We start from the raw sequence: 22,250 nt of genomic DNA, 5'->3' as shown, positions 1-22,250 counted from the left end.
TTGCAGCTACAAAGGGGTAAACCATACGTGATATCCGGAGGAAATTTCAGCCTGGGTTCCTCTCTCTGCACCGATCTTGCGTGTGGTTGTTGTCTTTGTCAACGCTTTTGGTTCAATGGTACACATGAAAAATTCATGGATCAACAGTTATTATAATTGCCGAGATCACTTGCGTCAAGACCTGCCAACAATCCTGAGCGCAGCACTTCGCATTCCGGACATTGATGACATATTTGTACCTTGTCTTCAAAGATCTGGCATATGGTCGAGATAATCGGCAGATCGGGGGTACGCGTATGCAGCATAACTTTCTCAGGAGAGATCGAGATGAGTGTACTCACAATCATATCTTCGATATCCATTTCAAGTTCCAGACCCGGCATCTCCACGACAACCTGCTCATCCTTTTGCACGGGTAACAGATTAAGTCCAGCATCAAGCACCTGAAATTCATGCATGCCCTTGTGTACAAGATGGACCAGAGGTACTTTGGCTTCCTGAAAGAATACAAAATATTTTAACAGTCCCATAAACTCTTCATACTGCCGATCCATCCAGAACTCATCCAGCGCATACTCCACTAATTCCTGAAGCTCCTGCTTATATGGCTGTATGCGAAAATTGATAATGCCTTCAAGGTGAAAAAAGTGAACATCTTCCAGATCCTGCCGTAGTCCACTTGCCAACGTAGTACGGCGGCGTTCCCGAAGTCCAGGCTGATCCAGATCACCATTTAATAGTAGAGGCATGCAGATCCGATTGACTTTTTCCACCTCATGCTCATCCATGACAGAACACGCTTTGGCGATCATATTTTCCACCATGTTCCGTTCTTGTGTATCCATAATGAAGTCGGCGAGTCCAAGGGAGAGAAGATCACTGATTCGGGGAAGCCATTGCTGGAATTCTTCGTGATTCTCATTCCCTCTGCACAACCAGGTTGCTCTTCCATCATTATGTTTGAAGGTGAGCCGAAATCCTCTTTTACTTATATGTAAACCTTTAGTTTTTTCCTTGACACAACGATAAAATTGATCTGCTTCCTCTTGCCCCGATACATCGGTCCATACGGCGAACAGTTCCACAAGAATCACTCCTTTCCTTCCTGTTCAAAGTATATGGCAAGGCCGATGGGGATATACGAAGCGGATTGATGGAAAGCGTGTCATGATTTCTCAGTATATTATGAAGAGGTTTGGAGTTAAGACAAAAATGTGTTATTATTTTAATAACAGTATGTTTCACGGAAAAGGGGGGAAGCCAAAATGAGACAACAACCTAGAATACTCCACTACACCATTATTATCATTTTGTGCGTTTTCCAAGCCTTGTGCATCCCTATTCCAATGCAGTCCGAATCTGCCGTTGGGGTGTCTGTTGATGCTACTTCCAATAAGGAAGTTCTGTTGCAAATCCACGAATCTCAGCAGAAACCTGTCATTCGCAAATATCCACAAGTTATGTCCAAGCTTATTGCGATCACGCATAACAAGCCTGTCTTTCTTGTTACTTCTTTATTGTTGATATTGCGAATTCCAACAATTGGTCTATCCTTTAAACCGTGGTATTGTCTGTTTAAACGCCGATTATTTCTGCTGCCTATTAAGTTCACCAGCATGTATGTATCCCTCACTCCTATGGCACCAAAATACGTAAGCGCTCTTCGCTAGCCGTTACGACGTATTTACAGGTTGCTTTTGCATGGAGACACCTCTGTAATTAAGACGGTGTGCTTGTGCATAACTTATAACCCTTTTAGCACACGTTAGATAAACCATTATTTAAGACAACACCTATTTTGTTATACCCACTTTACCGACTTAACTCAAATCATATGGCTGTGTCAGGAATTTCTGGCTCTGTTTACCCGCATCATTTGTGTTCCTTTGAGCAGCAGATTACTCTTTTTCGGGAAATAAGCCTGTCTTCTGTGGCCAGCCCCTAATTATAAGGAGGCACTATCCATGGATGTACGCGAAACAGACTTGCCGGGAATCGGCAAAAAATTTCAGATTGAAACAAGCAGCGGTGATAAAATTGTCATTATTATTCACGATGACGGTCGCCGGGAAATGTACCACTTCGAGTACGATGATCCCGATCAAAGCATCTCCATGATTACGCTTGACGATTACGAAGCAAGACAGATTGCTGCCATTGTTGGTGGACTCACTTACAAACCAAAGCAGCTTGAGAATATCGAAGTTACGTTTGACGACCTGATTATCGAGTGGTACAAAATCGAACCATCCTTTGGATCTATCGGTAAATCCATCGGTGAACTGGACGTGCGTCAAAACTCTGGGGCAACGGTAATTGCCGTTGTAGAGAAAAATCACAAAAAACATATCAGCCCAGGTCCGGAGGTAGTTATCAGTGCAGAATCTACGGTAGTAGCCGTTGGCGAACGCAATCAACAGAAACTGTTTAAATCCCTCCTCCTGACTGGAAGGGGGTAAATAGATGGATCATCTGATATTCGAAGTAGGTCTGGCTCTTGTGCTTATTGCGGCAGCCGGCCTTTTATCGGCAAAATTAAGATTCTCGGTCGTTCCGTTTTATATTCTGATCGGAATGGCTGTTGGGCCACATGCCATGCACATATGGCATCTGGACTTCCGTTTTATTGAAAGTCAGCCTTTTATTGAATTTATGGGTCGGATCGGTATTTTGTTCCTTCTCTTCTACCTCGGACTTGAATTCTCAGTAGGTCGTTTGATTAAATCGGGCCGCTCTATTGCTGTTGGCGGCTCGATCTATATCGGGATCAACTTTACACTGGGACTGATTTTTGGTTTTGCTTCAGGTTTCCCGGTTGCGGAAGCACTCATTATCGCTGGTATAACCACCATATCTTCCAGCGCCATCGTCGCCAAGGTACTGGTTGATTTGAAACGAACGGCCAATCCCGAAACAGAAATGATACTGGGTATCATTATGTTCGAAGATGTATTCCTCGCTGTATATATCTCGATCTTGTCCGGACTTGTACTCAGTAGTTCATCCTCCATCGGAGGCGTCATCATGTCCGCACTTATTGCCCTCGGATTCATGCTCATTGTTATTATCCTTGGACGTAAAGCAACACCGCTACTCAATAAATTGCTTAAGATTCGATCAAACGAATTATTCTCACTCGTTGTGTTCGGAGCCTTGTTCCTGGTAGCTGGTTTCTCTGAGACCATTCATGTTGCTGAAGCCATCGGTGCATTGCTGGTCGGACTTGTGCTAGCTGAAACGGAACATTCGAAACGGATTGAGCACTTGATTCTGCCATTCCGTGACTTCTTCGGAGCCATCTTCTTCTTCAGCTTTGGATTGTCCATTGATCCGTTGTCCTTAGGTGGCGAAGCCGTATGGCTGGCTCTGATTGCTGTTGTTATTACATTGTTCGGTAACTTCCTGGCAGGCATGCTGGCTGGACGCAGTGCAGGACTATCTCCTAAAGCGTCGGCCAATATTGGATTAACCATTGTGTCACGGGGTGAATTCTCCATCATCTTGGCCAACATGGGTAAAGCCGGAGGACTGTTGCCACTGATTCAACCGTTTGCTGCCTTGTATGTCCTGATTCTGGCCATTCTAGGTCCTTTATTAACCAAAGAGTCCAAGCATGTATTCCGAATCTTAGATAAAATATTCAAGTTCAAAGATAATCGGAAAAAGAAAGAAGCGCCGAAGGTTTTGCAGAAAGAAGGATAATTACTATGCGGTACAGAACACGCATACAATCGTACCTCGCGGCTCCACGCCGAGCTTTCTGTGATTAACCCAGGAGAGAATCGCTCGAAAGCCGCACAAAGGAGGATGACCTATGAAAGCACCTCTGATATCGGCTAATCCGGTGCCAAACACCGCCAAGACCAGAATAACGTCTACCCGCCGCTGGTTGAACCTACTACTCGTGATCGCGGGCGGAATTCTGGCCTCCGTGGGACTTGAATTGTTCTTACACCCCAATAAGATCATTATTGGAGGCATTACAGGCATATCCTCACTGTTCGCCCATTGGACCGAAATGAGGATTGGATTGTTCCTATTCCTATTCAATGTTCCGTTTATATTTCTGTCCTACAAAATTGTGCAGAAGAAATTTGTACTGGTTACTGTTCTGGGTCTGGTTGTCTTTTCGATCGGTGCCATTGTGCTTCATCCCATGCCGCCTCTTGTAGAGCACCCTCTGACTGCCGCCATGTTTGGCGGATTATGCCTCGGTCTCGGAATCGGGCTTGTCGTGCGGTATGGTGGAACACTGGATACGCTGGAAATCGGTGATCCGTCCTCCCGTCCACCTGAACGTGTATTTAGCGGGAAACGGATGCTTATCGAAAAAATAATCATGCTTCTTAACTTGTTGATACTGACAGCCGCTGGTGTTGTGTTTGGCTGGGACCAAGCGATGTATTCCGTAATCGCCTACCTTATTGCTTATGAAATGGTGTACATCGCGTTCAGGGGCTTCTCTTCCAAACGCAAAATATGCATTTTGACCACACAAAGCTCTCAAGTTCAAAAAGCTGTACGCAAACGGCTGCGCCGTGAACCTGGAACGCTGGAAGCAGCTTCTGACTCAACACAACTCGGTGTGGCTGAAGGGTGGATCAAGCAGATCCCGGGTGCACTTTATTATGAAGTTCACTTCCTGGAGATGATCTGGTTAAAATCCATTGTACGTCACATTGATCCACACGCAGGCATTGTGACGAATCCGGAAAAATAAAAAACACAAAAAAACGCTCTCTTACCCTATGGATGAACAGTTTTGTCCAACAAGGTCAGAGAGCGTTTTTTCTGTTATCAGACTTACTTGTTATTATAGTTCAACGATGGCTTTGACTACATGTGAATCTGGCAATAGCCATTGGTCTATTGCAGTAGGTAACTCATCAAATTCCACTCGGTGTGTGATATAACCATCCATGCTTAATTTCTTTTGACGCAAGCTCGACAGTACATGTTCAAAATCTTCACGGGTTGCGTTTCGGCTGCCCAGTATGCTCATCTCGCGCTTGTGAAATTCGGGGTCATGAAAGGTAATATCCGCTTTCACCAGTCCCACGAAAATGAGTTGACCACTATGCGCCACATATTGAATGGCCTCATTCATGGAATTCACGTTACCTGTTGCATCGAAGACAGCTGTAGCATAGTCACCTCCCGTGATTTCAGCCACTTGCTGCACAGTCAGTTCATTGGCCTGAACCAAGTCAGCCGCTCCAGCCCAAGTCCGGCTAAGCTCCAGTCTGTCCAGATTCCGATCAACGGCAATAACACGCGCCCCCGCCTGTTTGGCGAATGCCATCACACCAAGTCCAATGGGGCCTGCTCCAATCACAACCACATGCTCACCAGGCTTGATTCCTGCTCTCCTGACGGCATGGGCTCCAATGCTTAATGGTTCTACCATTGCCGTCTCATCCAGCGTCAAGCCTTCTGCTGAGAGCAGATGTGAGACAGGCACGCTGATTTTTTCTCTCATACCTCCGTCTACGTGCACACCCATGACTTGCATGGACACACAGCAATTACTTTTTCCACTGCGGCATGCAACACAGTGGCCGCAGTGCAGATACGGAATTATGCTTACCTGATCCCCAGGCTGTAACCCGGCATCGTTCGGACCGATCTCTTCAATAATACCCGCCAGTTCATGACCCAGAACGCGGGGATAGGTAAAGAATGGCTGGTTGCCTTTGTACGCATGCAGATCCGTTCCACAGATACCAATCCGCCGAATGGCAACCAACGCCTCTCCTTCTGCTCGTTCCGCTTGAGGCAGGTCCTGGAGCTTCAATTGATCTATTTCTTCACATACAATAGCTCTCATCGTTGTTCCCCCTTGGATGCTTCTGATGTCATGTGCTGTACTTCGCATTATATTCAGGACGTCCGCTTGACCACGTCTCATTGTGCAGTGGAGCCAGAATGCGCAACACTTCTTCCAGCAGACTCTGATCAATCGGTTCTTCAATCCAAGCTGCGTTATTGACAATATTACGCTGAGAGGCACTGCTGACCAGTGTTGTTGGAATTCGTTCATTCGCCGTAGAGAACTGCACGGCCAGCTTGGCAATGTCACTGCCTTGGTCTGCGCAGAAGCGGGCAGCCTTCAGACAGAGCTGTTTCACCCGTTCATCTGCCGGATGCCAGACAGGAGCCCCTCGGGTACTTAACAAGCCCATAGAGAGAGGCGAAGCATTCACGAGGCCAATGTCTTTCTTTTCCAACAAAGGCAACAACGATAACAATGAGTTATCATTCAATGAGTAATGACAGTACGAGATAATGGCGTCCGCATCGATCTGTGGCAGAACCTTCTCGAACAACGGCAACGGCAATCCGCAGATCCCCGCATGACGAATAACTCCATGCTCTTTCAAACGTAGCAACGTTGGAAAGGCTTCTTCTACGATGATGTCAGCCGGTACAAATTCAATATCATGCAGGAAAAGAATATCAATATAATCAGTATGCAGTCGGTTCAAACTCTCTTGCACGCTATCCTGAATCCGCTGACGAGAAAAATCAAATTCATTTTCTCCATACCGTCCGGCTTTGGTAGATAAAATATACGAACTGCGCGGCAAACTGCGAATGGCCTCACCCAACACCGACTCTGCCTTCGTCTGTCCATAGTACGGCGAAACGTCTATGTAATTCATCCCCGCATCTACGGCCGCATGCACAGTGCGAATCCCTTCGTCCCGGTCAATGTCACGAAATACAGAACCGAGTGAGGATGCTCCAAAGCTCAATACAGGTACGTCCAGTTCCGTCTTTCCAAGTGTTCTTCTCTTCATTGGTTTACCCCTTCCAGCGTGTCTGACTACACAAGTTCCCTTTCATTGTAACAGTTCGATTTCAATATAAAATATCGCCAATTGCGTAACATGTACTGTTTGATGACCTTGAACCGCAGAAAGAAATCAAAAAACCCACCGTCTCTCCAAACGGAGTAGTCAGCGGGCTTAGCTTCATAAATACTTATCTAACGATCAGCAGTTATGGAAGTAGTATTTAAATAATCAGGATTAGTTCTGCATTACGAAATCTTCATGCACGGAATTCTCTTCGTCGAACATGCGCATAATCTCGTATCGGGTGTTACGTTGTGCCGGAATATAACCCGACTCTCGAATCAAACGCAGAATGGATTCAATGTTAACTTTGTAAGTTGCACCAGCAGCAGATACAACATTCTCTTCAATCATGGTGCTACCGAAGTCATTACAGCCAAATTCAAGCGACTTCTTACCGATCTCAGGACCCATCGTTACCCAAGAGGATTGAATGTTCTTGATATTATCCAGCACCAGGCGGCTGATGGCTACAGTCTTCAAGTACTCTTCCGGAGTCTGACGCTCCAGCTTAAGGTTTGTATTGTCTGGCTGGAAAGTCCAAGGAATGAACGCCAGGAAACCTTCGGAATCATACTTGTTCGCAATACATTCGTCCTGAGCTTCACGTACACGGAGCAAGTGCAATGCACGCTCTTCCATCGATTCACCAAGGCCAATAACCATCGTTGCGGTGGTGTTCATGCCGATGCGGTGTGCAGTTTGCATAACGTCCATCCAATCCCGCCATGAACCTTTCAAGCGGCTGATCTTCCGACGAGTGCGGTCATCCAGAATTTCAGCGCCGCCGCCAGGCAAGGAATCCAGTCCAGCTTCGTGAATGGCACGTACAACCTCTTCCAATGTAAGACCATCGGATACTTCAACCATTTTCATAATCTCAGCTGGTGAGAAAGAGTGCATCGTGATGTTCGGAAAACGCTCCTTGATGGCTTTCAAGAGGTCTGTGTAATAGCTGAAAGGCAAATTCGGATTTGTTCCACCTTGCATCAGAATCTCGGTACCATTCACATCTTCTGTTTCCTGAATTTTCTGGAAAATGACCTCATCTGGAAGAACATATCCTTCCTCCGAACCAGGTCTGCGGTAGAAAGCACAAAAACGGCAGTACACATCACACACGTTCGTGTAGTTGACGTTACGCCCAATTACGAATGTTCTGTATGGTTCAGGGTGCATGCGTTTCATAATGACATTAGCAGCTGCCCCGATTTTGTCCACTTCATTCGATTCAAATAGCTGAATCGTGTCTTCCAAGTCCAAACGTTCGCCCCGAAGGGCTTTATCTAAGATACGGTCTACCGTACTCATCGTAAAAAAGCCTCCCTCATGAAGAGAAATTATATAACGATCCGTCCCAACTTGCTCAAGAGAAGCAAGTTCAGGTGGCAACATCGCATTTCTGTACTCCACATATCGTAACACAGGTTACATGTGAAAAAAAGCACCTTATGAACAGGTGCTTTAAAAATAAGTAAAAATGTTTACATATGAAATCAAATTGATTTGATATTAAACGATACGCATAGGCGTAATCGATTGCCCACTTTTTTAGGATTCCTGAAGTGCTTGTTCCAAATCGGCAATCAGATCATCAATGTCTTCCAGACCTACCGAGAAACGAAGTAATCCATCTGTAATGCCACGGTCACGGCGAACCTCAGCCGGCATTGCCGCATGAGACATCATCGCTGGGTAGGACAGAATACTCTCCACAGCTCCCAAGCTTACAGCAACAATGGGTAACTTCACCCGGTTAAGAACCGCTTTTGCGCGATCGCCTGAACCGACGTCAAATGAAACGACAGCTCCATATCCTGTTGACTGGCGCTCATGTGCCTCGCGGCCCGGATGATCCTCCAGCCCAGGATAAAAGACAGCGGCAATATCACTGCGCTCATTAAGCCATGCGGCCAGTTTGGCTGTGCTCTGTTCACTATGAGCCATACGAGCCCCCAAGGTTTTCATCCCGCGCATCAGAAGCCAGGATTCTTGTGCCCCGAGTACAGTTCCGAGTCCATTTTGCAACTGTTTCAGTTGTACGCCAAGTGATTCCGTGCGAGCAACAGCTAACCCCGCTAACACATCACTGTGACCCCCGAGAAACTTGGTAGCACTATGTACGACAATATCCACGCCAAGCTCAATTGGACGCTGATAGTACGGTGTCATAAAGGTGTTATCCAGAATCGTGATCAGGTCATGTTCCTTCGACCAGTCAGTCACGGCAGCGATATCCGTAATACGCAGGGTCGGGTTAGACGGTGTTTCCATATAAACTGCCTTGGTGTTCGGCTTGAGTGCCGCTTTTACTTCATCTATATTGGTCATGTCTACAAAGGTCGTCTCAATCTGCATACGGCTTAATATGGAAGTAAGCAACCGATACGTACCTCCATATACATCTTCCGTTACAATCATGTGGTCCCCTGCGGAGAACATCATGAACACGCTGGAGATTGCAGCCATCCCGGATGAATAGGCGAATCCTCGTGCTCCACCTTCCAGCAGTGTGATGTAATCTTCCAATGCCTGACGTGTCGGATTACCCGAACGACTGTAATCATGTTGAGGCGGATTAAAAATATCAAAATGATGGAATGTGGATGCTTGATAGATCGGTACACTGGAGGCCCCAGTCGTTTTGTCGATCTCATCGCCGAAATGGAGCAATTTCGTATCAAATTTCAGCTCGGAATTCGGCTTGTTGTTGGACTCACTCATGAGTGCACGCCTCCTTCAATTTCCTGTTGCGCTGCTGTCAGCGCATTGCCGAGATCTGCAATCAGATCATCCGCATGTTCAATACCTACGGAGAACCGAAGCAGGCGGTCATCCACACCTACAGCGTCACGAATTTCAAGCGGTATATCCGCATGAGTTTGTACTGCCGGGTAAGTCATGAGTGATTCCACTCCGCCGAGACTTTCAGCAAAAGCAATGAGTTTGATATGACGCAGCAACGGTTCAACATAACGTGCATCCTTCACTTTGAAAGAGAAGATACCTGTGTTACCGCTGGATTGTTTATTCTGTATTTCATACCCCGGATGATCGGATAGGCCTGGATGATACACTTCAACCACCGCCGGATGCTCAAGCAAGTATTTGGCAATGGTAAGTGCATTGTGCTGATGACGCTCCATGCGAAGAGCTAGCGTTTTCATGCCTTTCATCAACTGATAAGAGTCACTTGGAGACAATACCGCTCCAATGGAATTATGAAGGAACGCCATTTCTGCAGATAATGCCTCACCCTTGGTTATGATTAATCCGGCCAGCACATCATTGTGTCCGCCCAGATATTTGGTAGCACTATGAATGATGATATCAGCACCCAGTTCAATCGGACGCTGGAAAAATGGAGTCAACAACGTGTTGTCAACAATGGTCAACAGGTTGTAGCTTTTCGCCCAGGAAGCGACGGCTTCCACATCGGTGATCATCATCAGTGGATTCGTTGGTGTCTCAATGAATACAGCTTTGGTATTCGGCTGACGAACATTCTCCAATGCTGCAAGGTCATTCGTGTCCACATAGCTTGCCGTTACGCCGAAACGAGACAGAATACGTTCCAACAGACGATACGTTCCGCCATACAGATCCAGCGATACAATCAGATGATCTCCTTGACCAAACATGGCAAAGATGGTTTGCAGCGCGGCCATACCCGAGCTACAGGCAAACCCTGCATCACCGGACTCCAGCGCTGCGGCCGCTTCTTCCAACACTTTGCGAGTTGGGTTGGTCGTACGAATATAATCAAATCCCGTGCTTTGTCCAAGCTTCGGGTGGCGAAACGCAGTGGATTGATAGATCGGAAAGTTAATGGCGCCTGTTACCGGTTCATTGATGGACCCAATTTGTGCTAAGCGGCTTTCGATTTTCAACTTGCTGTTGTCTTCCATTGCTGCATCCTCCTGTAATTTCGATTAAATTTGCGGGCCAATATCGTAAGGTGTTTCTTGATACACATAGTAATTGAGCCAGTTAGAGAATAATAAGTTGGCATGAGCGCGCCAAGTAGCCGGTGGCACACGGGAAGGATCGTCATTCGGATAATAATGTCTAGGCAATGCGATATCCAAACCCTTCGCTGCATCCCGGTCATACTCCCACTTTAATGAGAATGGGTCATATTCGGCATGTCCTGTGGCAAAAATTTGTTTGCCGTCTTTGGTGGCAACCAGGAAGATACCGGCTTCCTCGGATTCAGCCAAGATCTCTAAATTCTCATTCTTTTCAATATCTTCGCGTCTCACTTCCGTATGACGGGAATGTGGGACGTTGAATACTTCATCGAATCCACGCAACAACGGAACATGGGGTTTGTTGATGGTATGTGGGAAAACGCCAAAACACTTTTCATCAAGTGCAACCTTGGGTACGTTAAAATGATGGTATAAACCTGCCTGGGAAGCCCAACATATGTGCAGGGTTGAAGTCACATTGGTTTTGGTCCATTCGAAGATCTCCTGGATTTCATTCCAATAGTTCACGTCTTCGAAATCCATCTGTTCCACTGGGGCACCCGTAATAATCATGCCATCGAAACGGCGGTGCTCAATCTCATCGAAGGTTTTATAGAACAAATCCAAATATTCCTGAGACGTATTCTTTGACGTATGGGATTTGGGATGTACCAGAACGACATCCACCTGAATGGGTGTATTTCCCACCAGACGAAGCAATTGTGTTTCCGTCGTTTCCTTTGTAGGCATCAGGTTTAATATAGCGATACGGAGTGGACGAATATCCTGCTGGTAAGCAGAAGTTTCATCCATGACGAAGATATTCTCTCCTTCAAGTACTTCTTTTGCTGGCAGAGTATCAGGTATTTTGATTGGCATGGTAAGTCTAACTCCTCCTTGTGCATTGATAGATGCAGCTACCGCTGGCTTGATGTGTCCACATCAATACAGTTATAGGCTGCCATGAGTTTGTCTACATATATTGGATTACACGTCCATCCAAAGAAAGTTACAGACAACCTCAAGTTCCTTAGCGAAAATCACTGCTGAGAAGTCGGGGCATATGACAAAGACCTTCCTCGGATTTCGAGAAAGGTCATATGTAAATAGATATGCGCCTCTCTCATCTCTCAGTTACAACAGTGCCAATTGGGCACTTGGTCGCTGCAAGAATTAGCACCGTGCGGTATACCGCCGGTTGCCGGGTTTCATCGGGCCAGTCCCTCCACCTACTCTTGATAAGATTTCGCTGTATTAGATTGTAATTGAATATGGTTCACCGTCTACTTTATTACATTAATGCCCTCACGTCAAGGTGCAGTTCAATGTCTGCTTTCCAGATCGGAACCGTTCATCATCTGTTGTCATACACTGCCTCAGAGCGCGAAATAGACACATTTTTGCGCTTGAAAGCACCTTGTACCAGCGGTATACTAAACAAGGTGTTATAAACCCTTATGTGAGAGGTGACATATTAAATGGATGGCGACCCGAGGCCTGACTGGCAGCCGAATTCCGACAAACTGCATAGAGAATTGACATCAGCATGCCGGCAGCGGGACGTAACTTCCGTTTGATTATAAAGTGAACGCAGCCCTGATCTCCAGGCTCCGCTGCCGACCGGCTGATTTGTTCTTTTTGCGCCCATAATGATAATATCCGCCAGCTTGGCGGGTGCAGAAGGAGTAGATTAACGATGAAAATCCGGTTGGTAAACAACGGTGTATTTATTCCGGTGGACGACATTCAGCAGGCGCTGACTCCACCAGCGGAAGGATTTTACTGGATTGATGCAGATGTAGACGATTTGGCGGTACTTCAGCCGCTGTTCTTGATGCATGATCTGGCTGTGGAAGACTGTCTCAGTGACGAAGAACAACGTCCGAAGATTGAAATTTATGAGAACCATTATTTTATTGTGATTAATAGCATTCGTTTCGATGATGAAGAGATTTTTCTACGTGCGGTCAACCTGTTCCTCGGCAGACATTTCATTATAAGTGTTACGAAACAGAAGGTCAGCGAATTGCGCACACTGAAACCAATCCTGTGGGAACAGGAAATCAGTACACCCGATCGTCTGCTGTATTTGCTGGTTGACTTGATTGTTGATAATTATTTCACCGTAGGTGACCGAATAGAAGCTCGAATTGAGAAGCTTGAGGAAGACATTCTGATGCACACCAAAAAATCACATTTGAATGAAATCATCGGGCTACGCAGTGAGATTCTGTGGCTGAAGAAAGTCCTTGGACCTCAGAAAGAGGTCATTAACACACTGAACAAAAAAGATCTGCGTCTCATTGATGATCAACTGCAAAAGTATTTCAGTGACATCTATGAGAATGCCGTCAAAATATCTGAAACCTTTGAAACATACCGCGACCTGATGGGCAACTTGCGAGAAGCCTATCAATCCAGTATTGCAAACCGGGCGAATGAGATCATGCGTGTGTTTACCGCCATTACTACGGTCTTCATGCCGCTTACGGTCATTACAGGGATATACGGTATGAACTTTACGAATATGCCAGAACTTAACTGGAAATACGGCTATTTTGTTGTGATTGGCCTGATGGTTACGCTGGGTCTGAGCATGTTCTTCATTTTCCGCAAGAAAGACTGGGTATGAACCCGTATGAAATAACAAAGACGAAGCACTCCTGTTGGAGATCCGCCTCGTCTTTTTTTATATCCTACACCTAACCTACATTCTGCTCTGTCTCTGCATGCCGACGAAAGCGGATTCGAATCATACGCAATCTTTCATAGACCTGCTCCAGACTTCCTCCGTCGGGCTTCTCTCCTCCATACACCTTATGTAATACCGGCTTCAGGAACGTATCTCCCAGCTCCTCATACGCACTCCATACGGCCTCTTGTTCGTTCTCAGGCATAACTGCCAGTTCTACATCAAGAAGACAATCGGTGTCATAACCTTCGAGATCCAGTGTCTCCAACAGCTCTATCAATTCGCGTCGGGATAATCCGGATCGATTAGCAATCTCTTCTAACGTATACCCTTCCTTCATGCCTTCAAGCACCTGCTTGCGCGTGGTGAACTTGTCGAGTTCCTGCTTGTACTTCTGCTCTCTCTGCTTGTATAACCAGCTCTCATACTCTTCTTCCTTCAGAGCCGTGTATACCCAGTCCAGTGGGAATGTCGTTGAACGCTCCAACCCGTTCGTAATCTCCATCCATTCCGCACCATACTCGGTTGCTTTGCTCTCCCCTACGCCGGGCAGCTGCATCAGTTCATCCATCGACTGCGGAACAAAGGCACTGATCAAACGCAACAGACGGTTCGTTGCAATAAAATACGGTGCCTTCCGATCAGATACAGCTCTCTTCCTGCGCCATGTGCACAGATCCGTGTATAACTGCTCATTGCCGTATAGTTCACTGTAACAATGGAGTCGCTGCCCACCATAACTGCGTGACTTCAGATCATCATTCTCGTGAAATAACCCCTGCAACTGCGGTCGGTACCCCTCACTCATCTGTATGGCAAGCTGATGACGGTAAATATGAAGCAGCTCCTCCCAAGAGGTCCCTTCGTACCAGATGCTGTCCTCGCGCTCCCCTTCCTCATAGCGGCTCCATCCCAGCTGCCAGCTATCTTCCTCTTCCCCAATCCATAGCTGCGCATACTCTGCGTTCTGATCTGACATTCTGGACAATCTGTTCATAAAAATGACTTCCATTTTCGTTCCCTCCCTTTGAATATTCAGCTTATACGAGTTAGATATGCTACCTGCAGGCAGCACAAAAAACACCTCTCCTGCAAAATCCATGCAAGAGAGGTGCTTCCTCATTAACCGTGCTATGCTGTTGCCCATATCATACCACAATGGTAAAATTCGTCAATCCCTTATTGCTCTACTTGTTCAACGCCAATTTGGCAAGCGCCAGCGAACCACACAGCCCTGCATTGTCACCAAGTCCTGGTGAAACAACATACTGGTCAATGTCAGATTGAAGTGCCGGATGCTGAACGTATCCAGCAAGCAACTCTTGCAGTTTGCTACGAACCATCGGGAACAGATGCTCCTGCTTCATTACTCCGCCACCCATTACGATTTTCTGCGGAGAGAGAATCAGAACATAATTCATCAGTGCATGTGCCAGGTAATGTGCTTCGATCTCCCATGCTTTATGATCTGCGGGCAGTTCATAAGCCGGTTGCTCCCAACGTTTGTTAATGGCCGGGCCAGCTGCAAGACCTTCGAGGCAGTCCCCATGATACGGACAGAAACCCTCGTATGTATCCTCCGGATGTCTGCGCACAATGATATGTCCCATCTCTGGATGTGACAATCCATGGACCATTTTGCCGCCAACCACAGCGCCTGCACCAATGCCTGTGCCCACAGTGATATACAAACAGCTTTCAAGACCTTGTGCAGCGCCCCAGGTTGCTTCTCCAAGTGCCGCACCATTCACATCCGTGTCAAATGTCATCGGTACATCAAAATGCTCCTTGAGCTTGCCAATCAGGTTGTACTGTCCCCAATGTGGTTTGGGTGTTGTTGTGATATAACCATACGTTGGGCTTCCTTCAATCGGATCAATCGGGCCAAATGAACCTACGCCCAAAGCTTCAATGCCTTTGCCTTCAAAAAAAGAAATCACTTGAGACATTGTCTCTTCCGGTGTTGTCGTTGGAAAACTTACGCGTTCAAGAACTTCTCCATTTTCCGTGCCAATACCACATACAAATTTGGTTCCGCCTGCTTCAATTGCGCCTAAGATCGTCATGTTAGTCACACTCCCAAGTTAGTTTATAAGGAATTGATATTGCTATACTTGATGACACTATAATTATCCTGCTACTCCATCCCCAGCTTGGACAATCGTTTCATTAACGTCTGCCTCCAACTATCTGACAGCGCAGGAATGGCCAACAGCGCCCGAATACCTTCGGCATCTTCTTTCCCCTGATGCATAATTCGATTGGCTTCAAGAACTGTCATGGATGAAGGATCGGTGCTGATTCGTCGAAATATCGACGAAGGCCGTACCTCCCCTTCTTGCAATACACGAAAGTAAAAGCCGGTATGTCCGCTCTCCTGAAAATAAACAGGCAGCTCCTTATAATCATACCGCGCACCCAGCTTGAAGCAAGGTTGTCTGGGCTGACTGACCTGCACTGTGGCTTCGCCCAACTCGTACACGTCACCAATCCGGACATCTTCTTCGGCACAGCCCTCAACCGTCAAATTTTCACCACAAGCTCCCCAGTCCAGCTTGCGATCCATCCGTTGTTCGAGCGTCGGATAACGACTGTAATCGTATACACAAACGGCCTTGTCAGGTCCGCCATGATGCACCAGGTCCGCCTGCGCATCCCCTGTCATTCCAGTGAATGACAGGAAAACCGCGCCGGATACAGGATGTTTCACAATGCCGCTCATCACTTCACGCTTTTGGCCAGGAAGCGGCCGCGGCAGTCCTACATTAATGGCCAGAACAGCTGTGTTGCCTTCCCCCAGCTTTTGATCAGATGTGAGTGTCATTTGCATCATACCTCCCATAATCACTTTCTTTTAACGCACAGAGCCACCAAATACCAGCGTATTACTTAAGAGTCGGCCCGGAGAAGTCAGCATTTTACCCCCGGCATACATGCCTGAGGATGCACCTCCATCCAGATTCATGGCCTGTTTGGCACCAAGTTTCTGCATCACCGCTGCCCACTCCTTAACTGTCGCTCCGGAAACGGTAGCCAGCATAACAGAACCGTCCGCCATGATCGCGATACCACTTCTGGCTCCGGACGCGGTAAGAATCTTGGCATCCTTGAAACCTTCGCTCGCCGGATTTACAGCTACCTTGCCGTCTTTCACCAGACGTGGTCCTGCTCCAACAGCGGTCACTACATCTTGCCAAGGGATCTCTTTGCCTGCTGCGTTCGTATACTTATAATTCATTTCTACGGTTGAACCAACAGTGAAACGGTCCGAAGAAGACTTCTGATTGCCGGTGAAGACCAATACCGAGCCATTCTTAGGAATCGCTACATTGGTGTTTGGCACCTTTTTGGTCACAATGCCGTTTTCCATGACAACCGCAGTACCACCTTTGAAACCGACTGTCGCACCTCGTTCAGGCGTATACAACATTGTAATGCTGGCATTCGCTGAAGGTGTTCGATTAATAAAGGTCGCATACCAACTGCGTGATTTGCCTTTCGTATCTGTCACTTTACCTGTCAGGCTCACCTGAAGTGAATCCATGATCGCCGAGCCGTCTTCCTTAAATCCGATGGATGTTCCGTATCTTCCAATATGTATGACCTTGCCATTTGCTATTAACATGCCATATGGATCTGGTGCTCCGTTATACGCTTCAAAAAATGCTCCGTTAATGGCTGCTTGTGCGCCATAGGCTTTCACAATCGATGGCAGTGTTGCCGTCTGGCCAACTTGTTTCTTCGCCAGTCCCACAGTAACCGGTGTTCCTTTTGGAATCGTAACCGTCTGCACGGTAAAATTGCGTCCTGCTGCTTTTACTTTCTGTACTTTGGTGCTAATTGCTGCTTTGGCATCCACTGTCTGTGGCGCACTTACTGCTCCCGAAAGAATCACAGGCAAGGCCAGGACGAGGGCCATAGCCCCTGTCCACCACTTTTTGCCTGTTCGTACGTTCTGCTTGTTGCTCACCCTATTGCCACTCCCATCCAAGAGCCAAGGCTCTTCATCTCAAGTTGTTCAAACTTGTCCATCACCATATCCGGATCAAGACGCAATTCACAGATATCCAGCGCACAGGCAACCGGAACAGCACAATGAATCTCTGCCAGTTTGCGGGACAGATGAAGCATGTCCAGATCATTCTCAATCTTGTTACGCACCGAAGGGGTCAGTTTATCCATGTTGCTCAAAATCCCTTCAATGGAGCCGTATTCCTGTACAAGCTTCAACGCTGTTTTCTCACCAATTCCCCGTACTCCGGGATAATTGTCGCTGGCATCTCCCATCAGACCCTTCATGTCAATGACTTGACGAGGTGTAAGTTGTTTCTCTGCCATGAGCGTTTCGGGGTTGTACACCATGTAGTTGCCATGGCCTTTTTTCATAATAATGATACTCGTGCGGTCATTAATCAGTTGCAGCATGTCATGGTCACCCGTCAGTACCATGACATTCATATCTGTCTCTTCGGTGTAATACTTAGCAAGCGTTCCGATGCAATCGTCGGCTTCGAATCCTTGTGCACCTATATTCGGAATACCCAAGCTATCCATCACTTCACGGATCAGGGCAAACTGGGGAATCAGGTCATCCGGAGCTTCGGCCCGGTTGCCTTTGTAAGCTGCATATTCTTCACCGCGGAACGTCTTACCGCCCATATCCCAACAACATACAACATGACTTGGCCCAAAAGTCTGAACCGCATCCCAGAAATAACGGATAAATCCGTAGACTGCGTTGGTAGGCAATCCTGCCTTTGTACGTCTGATATATCCGCTCGCAGATGTCGCATAAAAAGCACGGAACAACACCGCCATACCGTCTACCAGTAACAAAGTAGGTTCATTACGTTGATTCACTTGAATTTGTTCTCTCCTATCTAAATCTAGCATATAAATTATCGAAACTAATTCTATCATTATAGCATAGTTCAGCCAAGCATCGTTCAGCCAAAAAAGCCCTGAATTTTGAACAATTCAAGGCTGATATTCAGCATATTTATGCGTTATTCCATTCCTGCTCATACGTTTCTTCCTTGAAACCAACCGTCACCTTTTCTCCATCCGTAACGATTGGACGTTTGATCAGACGACCATTGGAAGCCAGTAAACGAATCTGTTCATCGGCTGACATACCTGGCAGCTTGTCCTTCAATTGTTGTTCTTTATATACTTCCCCACTCGTATTAAAAAACTTCTTCACTTCCAGTCCGCTCTGTTGGATCAGCTCGGTTAATTCCGCTTCCGATGGCGGCGTATCAAAAATAGGGATTAGCTCCAGCTCGTGTCCTTGAGCTTCAAGCCATTTTACAGCTTTGCGGCATGTGCCGCATTTGGCATATTGATATACTTTTAAGTTGCTCATTGATTTGCCTCCTGTGGCGATGGTCTCGACTTGTCGCTTCCCTTGGTTTGCTTCGCAAATCCAAAAGTCGCTCCAAATCGATACCATCGCCATGTAATTTTACTGATTTTTGCGAATGAGATCAAAAACACTCATTCGCTATATTTTTTGGGATCAAAATCTTACAGCTTTAATATCTTTAAAAGCTTCAAAAGATTTGAAAGATTTGAAATCTCAAAAGATTTAACATGAAAATGCTAAACATCAATACATTAACCATAGAACCATAAAGATTAGCCTACGGCATGTTGTTCGGGTGCCTTAAGCCCCCCTCACATGGAATAGCCAATCATTGTTGCTCCCAAGCAGGACGGGCAGTGAAGGAAACTTCGACACAGTGTGTAGAACTAAGGCTCTCGTCGCAGCTTCCTACAGTTCTTCTCTGGGAGCTGCCTTATCATTCAAACGCTTCTCTAGCGCAGCCATATCTGGTGGAAAAGGAGCCTGGAACGTTATGCGTTCCTGTAGAATTGGATGTTCAAACGTCAATTCACAAGCATGCAATGCCTGGCGTTCGATCCAGCTGTCCCGTTCTTCCCGAACAGCCATGGTCTGCTCATCGATCTCGTGCACAGGTAGTGTCTTGTACATTCGATCACCGATTAATGGGCAGCCGATGGACGTCAAATGTACCCGGATCTGATGGGTTCTCCCGCTCTCCAGCTTGAGACTTATCGCACTGGCGCTGCCTTCTGCCCAACGTGTTAAGGTTGTGTACAAGGTTCTTGCAGCGTAACCATCAGGTGTCACGATTCTGCGGTGTGGCTGTTCAGGATCACGATCAATCGGGCCATCCACTGATCCCTGTTTCGGGACAGGGCTGCCGTGCACAAGTGCAATATATTTCTTGTCCACCGTTCCAGCAATCATCTGTTCAGACACATGCTGATGCACATAAGGATTCTTGGCTATCGCCAGCACTCCTGACGTCTCTTGATCAAGCCGATGAATCGGTCTGAACCGGAAGCGCTCGCCCTTGGATTTCCAGTAATGAACAACGCCATTCGCCAAAGTACCTGTATAGTGTCCATGTGTCGGATGAACGATGATGCCCGCATCCTTGTTTACAACAAGCAAGTGCTCGTCTTCATACAGAATGGTAAAAGGAATAGGTTCGGGCAATATATCATCCGATTCCTCTTGCTCCATCCGAACTTCAACGACATCACCCGCAGCTACCTTGACGCTAATGTATACACGTTCTCCATTAAGCATGACACCTTGCTCGGTCAGCTTGATTTTGGATAAAAGCTTGCGCGACACCAGCAACCGGCGCTGAAGCACGGTCTTCAGCAGCCAGCCATCCTCTTGTTCGGTCACCGTGTAGACAATCGGCGAATAGTAGTGGCTCATTCTTTGCGGCGGAATACTTTTTTGCTCCGCACATATTCAATGTCCGCCACCTGTTGTCTCGCATTGGCCGTCCGTGCAACCACGAAGAAGTAATCAGACAGTCGGTTTAGATACCGTCGTACAGACGGATTAATATCTGTATGTTGTCCGAGTGTTACCGTGCGACGCTCTGCGCGACGACATACAGTACGGCACACATGAAGAGCAGAAGACAGCTGACTGCCACCAGGAATAATGAATCGTTCCACTTTTGGATTCTCAGCATCATACTGGTCGATCCATTGTTCCAAACGCGTGACCATTTCATCTCTCACCTTATATTTGGTCTCACTAATTCGCACAAAGGCCAGATCCGACCCGCAATCAAACAGTTCCTGCTGGACTTCCAGCAAATGTTCACGCAGATCTTCAAATTGCCCCTGAGCAGAGTCAATAAGGCTGATCGCCTGGCCAACAAAACAGTTCAACTCATCAATCGTGCCATAAGCCTCAACTCGGTCATCATCCTTGATGACGCGTCCACCGATGACCGAAGTCTGTCCTTCGTCACCTGTTCGTGTATATATGCCCATCGTTATCCCTCCAATTGGTAATATAATAATGAATACGGGAATGCCATTTTTTCAGAAACCCGTCTATCGCTTTACACGTATATAAGAATTGGTGTGCTCTGCCGAGTATACGACAAATCGAAGGAAACCAAAAGTAAAGGAGACGATTATGCAAAACTGGATAACCGATTTCATGGAACAATACGGCTACATAGGCATTGCACTCATTATTGCTCTTGAGAACGTATTTCCCCCAATTCCATCTGAAATCATCTTGCCGTTTGGCGGATTCATGACCACCTATACCAGTCTCACCCTTCCAGGTGTTATTATTGCGGCTACCATCGGCTCCGTCCTTGGTGCTGTGATCCTGTATGGTATTGGTCTACTCATTGACGTCGAACGCCTTGAAAAAATTGTGGAACGCTGGGGACATGTTCTGCGCATCAAAAAAGAGGATATTCACCGTGTCGATGCATGGTTTGACAAATATGGCATGTGGACCGTATTATTCTGCCGAATGGTTCCCCTCGTCCGTAGTCTTATCTCCATTCCCGCAGGCATGTCCAATATGAAATTTGGTTTATTCCTTCTCTTTACAACCATTGGTACATTGATCTGGAATGTTATTCTTGTCTCCGTTGGCGCTGCGCTCGGCGCATCATGGGCGAGCATTTTGCACTTTATGGACGTCTATTCCATTATCGTGTATGTTATTTTGGCCATCATTGTCATCGGATGTATCATCTGGTGGATCAGACGTAGCAAAAAGTAGAAATAAAAGAAGGATAGACTAAATAAATAAAGCCTCCTCGCCACCATTTCGTGGTCGAGGAGGCTTCTTCATATCACCCGTTTATGTCATCTCGTTACCGTTCATCTTCATCTCGCATTCCCTGACGCTTAAGATCGATAGCCAGACCGGATACCAGCATGTACATCTTTTCAGCATGTGTCTGCAGCATCCGGTTAACCGAAGCCATTCTCGCTGTAAATATTCGTTCTTCCTCTGTAGGATGCAATGTGCCATGCATTTCATTGGTAATCACAAGCAACTTCCCCTGATAAGACAATAATGCATCAAGCAGAAGCTGTGTCTCTGCACGCTGGTGATTCAGATCCTCTGTGGCCCTGAAGCCGGCAGCCATCCAGGAGGTAAGACTGTCTACAATTACAATTCGCTGATCCGCCAAAAACAGATTGGATTCCCGATTAATCTGGGTGATCACCTCTGTCAGATGCTGACCGTTCCCGGCATGAATGGCACGATAATGAGCGGATGGCAATTCGGGAATAACGGGATCATGATCACCAGTGGATAAATATACACCCTCCCGGCTAATCCCGGCTGCGTACTTGAGGGCAAACCGGGTTTTACCACTACCTATGCCGCCTGTGACCGTAATCAACAATCCGCTTCCC

At 46.8% G+C, this 22,250-nt stretch carries 22 protein-coding genes and 1 riboswitch; of the genes, 6 read left to right on the top strand and 16 right to left on the bottom strand.

Going from position 1 to position 22,250, the window contains the following annotated elements:
- Window positions 1–140: 140 nt before the first annotated feature.
- The gene (locus AC1S8V_RS09065) at window positions 141–1,094 is read right to left on the bottom strand and encodes a putative sporulation protein YtxC (protein ID WP_482073343.1); all 954 of its coding nucleotides are present in this window, start codon (window positions 1,092–1,094) and stop codon (window positions 141–143) included.
- 171 nt (window positions 1,095–1,265) lie between these two features.
- Here AC1S8V_RS09065 and AC1S8V_RS09060 point away from each other — a divergent pair, with 171 nt between their 5' ends.
- From AC1S8V_RS09060 to AC1S8V_RS09045, 4 genes are all read left to right on the top strand, one after another.
- The gene (locus tag AC1S8V_RS09060; protein ID WP_482073342.1) at window positions 1,266–1,670 is read left to right on the top strand and encodes a hypothetical protein; all 405 of its coding nucleotides are present in this window, start codon (window positions 1,266–1,268) and stop codon (window positions 1,668–1,670) included.
- A 294-nt stretch (window positions 1,671–1,964) separates the two neighbouring features.
- Window positions 1,965–2,459: a cation:proton antiporter regulatory subunit gene (locus tag AC1S8V_RS09055; protein WP_036610059.1), complete on the top strand. Its 495-nt coding sequence runs from the start codon at window positions 1,965–1,967 to the stop codon at window positions 2,457–2,459.
- A gap of 4 nt (window positions 2,460–2,463) precedes the next feature.
- Window positions 2,464–3,702 (top strand): cation:proton antiporter, encoded by a 1,239-nt coding sequence (locus AC1S8V_RS09050; RefSeq protein ID WP_482073341.1) that lies wholly within the window; start codon window positions 2,464–2,466, stop codon window positions 3,700–3,702.
- Window positions 3,703–3,814: 112 nt separating this feature from the next.
- The gene (locus AC1S8V_RS09045; protein WP_482073340.1) at window positions 3,815–4,720 is read left to right on the top strand and encodes a YitT family protein; all 906 of its coding nucleotides are present in this window, start codon (window positions 3,815–3,817) and stop codon (window positions 4,718–4,720) included.
- 93 nt (window positions 4,721–4,813) lie between these two features.
- Here AC1S8V_RS09045 and AC1S8V_RS09040 read toward each other — a convergent pair whose 3' ends face one another.
- The 6 genes from AC1S8V_RS09040 to metA form a co-directional block, all read right to left on the bottom strand.
- Window positions 4,814–5,827 (bottom strand): zinc-binding alcohol dehydrogenase family protein, encoded by a 1,014-nt coding sequence (locus AC1S8V_RS09040; protein WP_482073339.1) that lies wholly within the window; start codon window positions 5,825–5,827, stop codon window positions 4,814–4,816.
- Window positions 5,828–5,855: 28 nt separating this feature from the next.
- On the bottom strand, window positions 5,856–6,800 hold the full coding sequence (locus tag AC1S8V_RS09035) for an aldo/keto reductase (protein ID WP_482073338.1): 945 nt from the start codon (window positions 6,798–6,800) through the stop codon (window positions 5,856–5,858).
- Window positions 6,801–7,031: 231 nt separating this feature from the next.
- Complete coding sequence (gene mqnC, locus AC1S8V_RS09030) at window positions 7,032–8,168, bottom strand: cyclic dehypoxanthinyl futalosine synthase (protein ID WP_482073337.1); 1,137 nt, start codon at window positions 8,166–8,168, stop codon at window positions 7,032–7,034.
- A 240-nt stretch (window positions 8,169–8,408) separates the two neighbouring features.
- Entirely contained in the window at window positions 8,409–9,581 is a 1,173-nt protein-coding gene (locus AC1S8V_RS09025; protein ID WP_482073336.1) for a trans-sulfuration enzyme family protein, read from the bottom strand.
- The gene (locus tag AC1S8V_RS09020; protein ID WP_482073335.1) at window positions 9,578–10,765 is read right to left on the bottom strand and encodes a PLP-dependent transferase; all 1,188 of its coding nucleotides are present in this window, start codon (window positions 10,763–10,765) and stop codon (window positions 9,578–9,580) included. Before AC1S8V_RS09020 ends, AC1S8V_RS09025 begins: the two co-directional genes overlap by 4 nt.
- A 24-nt stretch (window positions 10,766–10,789) precedes the next feature.
- Complete coding sequence (gene metA, locus AC1S8V_RS09015) at window positions 10,790–11,707, bottom strand: homoserine O-acetyltransferase MetA (protein WP_253432811.1); 918 nt, start codon at window positions 11,705–11,707, stop codon at window positions 10,790–10,792.
- Between the two features lie 241 nt (window positions 11,708–11,948).
- Window positions 11,949–12,073, bottom strand: a riboswitch (SAM riboswitch).
- Window positions 12,074–12,524: 451 nt separating this feature from the next.
- Between metA and corA the strand changes: the two genes are divergently transcribed.
- Window positions 12,525–13,460 (top strand): magnesium/cobalt transporter CorA, encoded by a 936-nt coding sequence (corA, locus tag AC1S8V_RS09010; RefSeq protein WP_482073334.1) that lies wholly within the window; start codon window positions 12,525–12,527, stop codon window positions 13,458–13,460.
- Window positions 13,461–13,530: 70 nt separating this feature from the next.
- On the opposite strand, the gene AC1S8V_RS09005 is transcribed toward corA, so the two are convergent.
- The 8 genes from AC1S8V_RS09005 to AC1S8V_RS08970 all read right to left on the bottom strand — a co-directional run bounded on the left by AC1S8V_RS09005 (window position 13,531) and on the right by AC1S8V_RS08970 (window position 20,849).
- On the bottom strand, window positions 13,531–14,532 hold the full coding sequence (locus AC1S8V_RS09005) for an HRDC domain-containing protein (protein WP_482073333.1): 1,002 nt from the start codon (window positions 14,530–14,532) through the stop codon (window positions 13,531–13,533).
- Between the two features lie 175 nt (window positions 14,533–14,707).
- The gene (locus AC1S8V_RS09000; RefSeq protein ID WP_482073332.1) at window positions 14,708–15,586 is read right to left on the bottom strand and encodes an ROK family protein; all 879 of its coding nucleotides are present in this window, start codon (window positions 15,584–15,586) and stop codon (window positions 14,708–14,710) included.
- Window positions 15,587–15,657: 71 nt separating this feature from the next.
- Complete coding sequence (locus AC1S8V_RS08995; RefSeq protein WP_482073331.1) at window positions 15,658–16,344, bottom strand: MOSC domain-containing protein; 687 nt, start codon at window positions 16,342–16,344, stop codon at window positions 15,658–15,660.
- Between the two features lie 30 nt (window positions 16,345–16,374).
- Window positions 16,375–17,490: a phosphodiester glycosidase family protein gene (locus AC1S8V_RS08990; RefSeq protein ID WP_482073330.1), complete on the bottom strand. Its 1,116-nt coding sequence runs from the start codon at window positions 17,488–17,490 to the stop codon at window positions 16,375–16,377.
- Complete coding sequence (locus tag AC1S8V_RS08985; RefSeq protein WP_017689620.1) at window positions 17,487–18,380, bottom strand: 5'-3' exonuclease; 894 nt, start codon at window positions 18,378–18,380, stop codon at window positions 17,487–17,489. Before AC1S8V_RS08985 ends, AC1S8V_RS08990 begins: the two co-directional genes overlap by 4 nt.
- A 139-nt stretch (window positions 18,381–18,519) precedes the next feature.
- Entirely contained in the window at window positions 18,520–18,885 is a 366-nt protein-coding gene (locus tag AC1S8V_RS08980) for an arsenate reductase family protein (protein ID WP_145319805.1), read from the bottom strand.
- 408 nt (window positions 18,886–19,293) lie between these two features.
- Window positions 19,294–20,277 (bottom strand): RluA family pseudouridine synthase, encoded by a 984-nt coding sequence (locus AC1S8V_RS08975; protein ID WP_482073329.1) that lies wholly within the window; start codon window positions 20,275–20,277, stop codon window positions 19,294–19,296.
- A complete protein-coding gene (locus AC1S8V_RS08970) occupies window positions 20,274–20,849 on the bottom strand; it encodes a cob(I)yrinic acid a,c-diamide adenosyltransferase (RefSeq protein ID WP_482073328.1) in 576 nt (191 codons plus the stop codon). Before AC1S8V_RS08970 ends, AC1S8V_RS08975 begins: the two co-directional genes overlap by 4 nt.
- Window positions 20,850–20,997: 148 nt before the next feature.
- On the opposite strand from AC1S8V_RS08970, the gene AC1S8V_RS08965 reads away from it, so the two are divergent.
- Window positions 20,998–21,603: a DedA family protein gene (locus AC1S8V_RS08965; RefSeq protein WP_482073327.1), complete on the top strand. Its 606-nt coding sequence runs from the start codon at window positions 20,998–21,000 to the stop codon at window positions 21,601–21,603.
- A 94-nt stretch (window positions 21,604–21,697) separates the two neighbouring features.
- On the opposite strand, the gene AC1S8V_RS08960 is transcribed toward AC1S8V_RS08965, so the two are convergent.
- On the bottom strand, window positions 21,698–22,240 hold the full coding sequence (locus AC1S8V_RS08960) for a bifunctional adenosylcobinamide kinase/adenosylcobinamide-phosphate guanylyltransferase (protein WP_482073326.1): 543 nt from the start codon (window positions 22,238–22,240) through the stop codon (window positions 21,698–21,700).
- Between the last annotated feature and the right edge of the window lie 10 nt (window positions 22,241–22,250).

Source organism: Paenibacillus sp. B46(2026), from assembly GCF_056786355.1.
The sequence above is the reverse complement of the archived record's forward strand: the minus strand, read 5'-3'. Positions and strand labels throughout refer to the sequence as shown.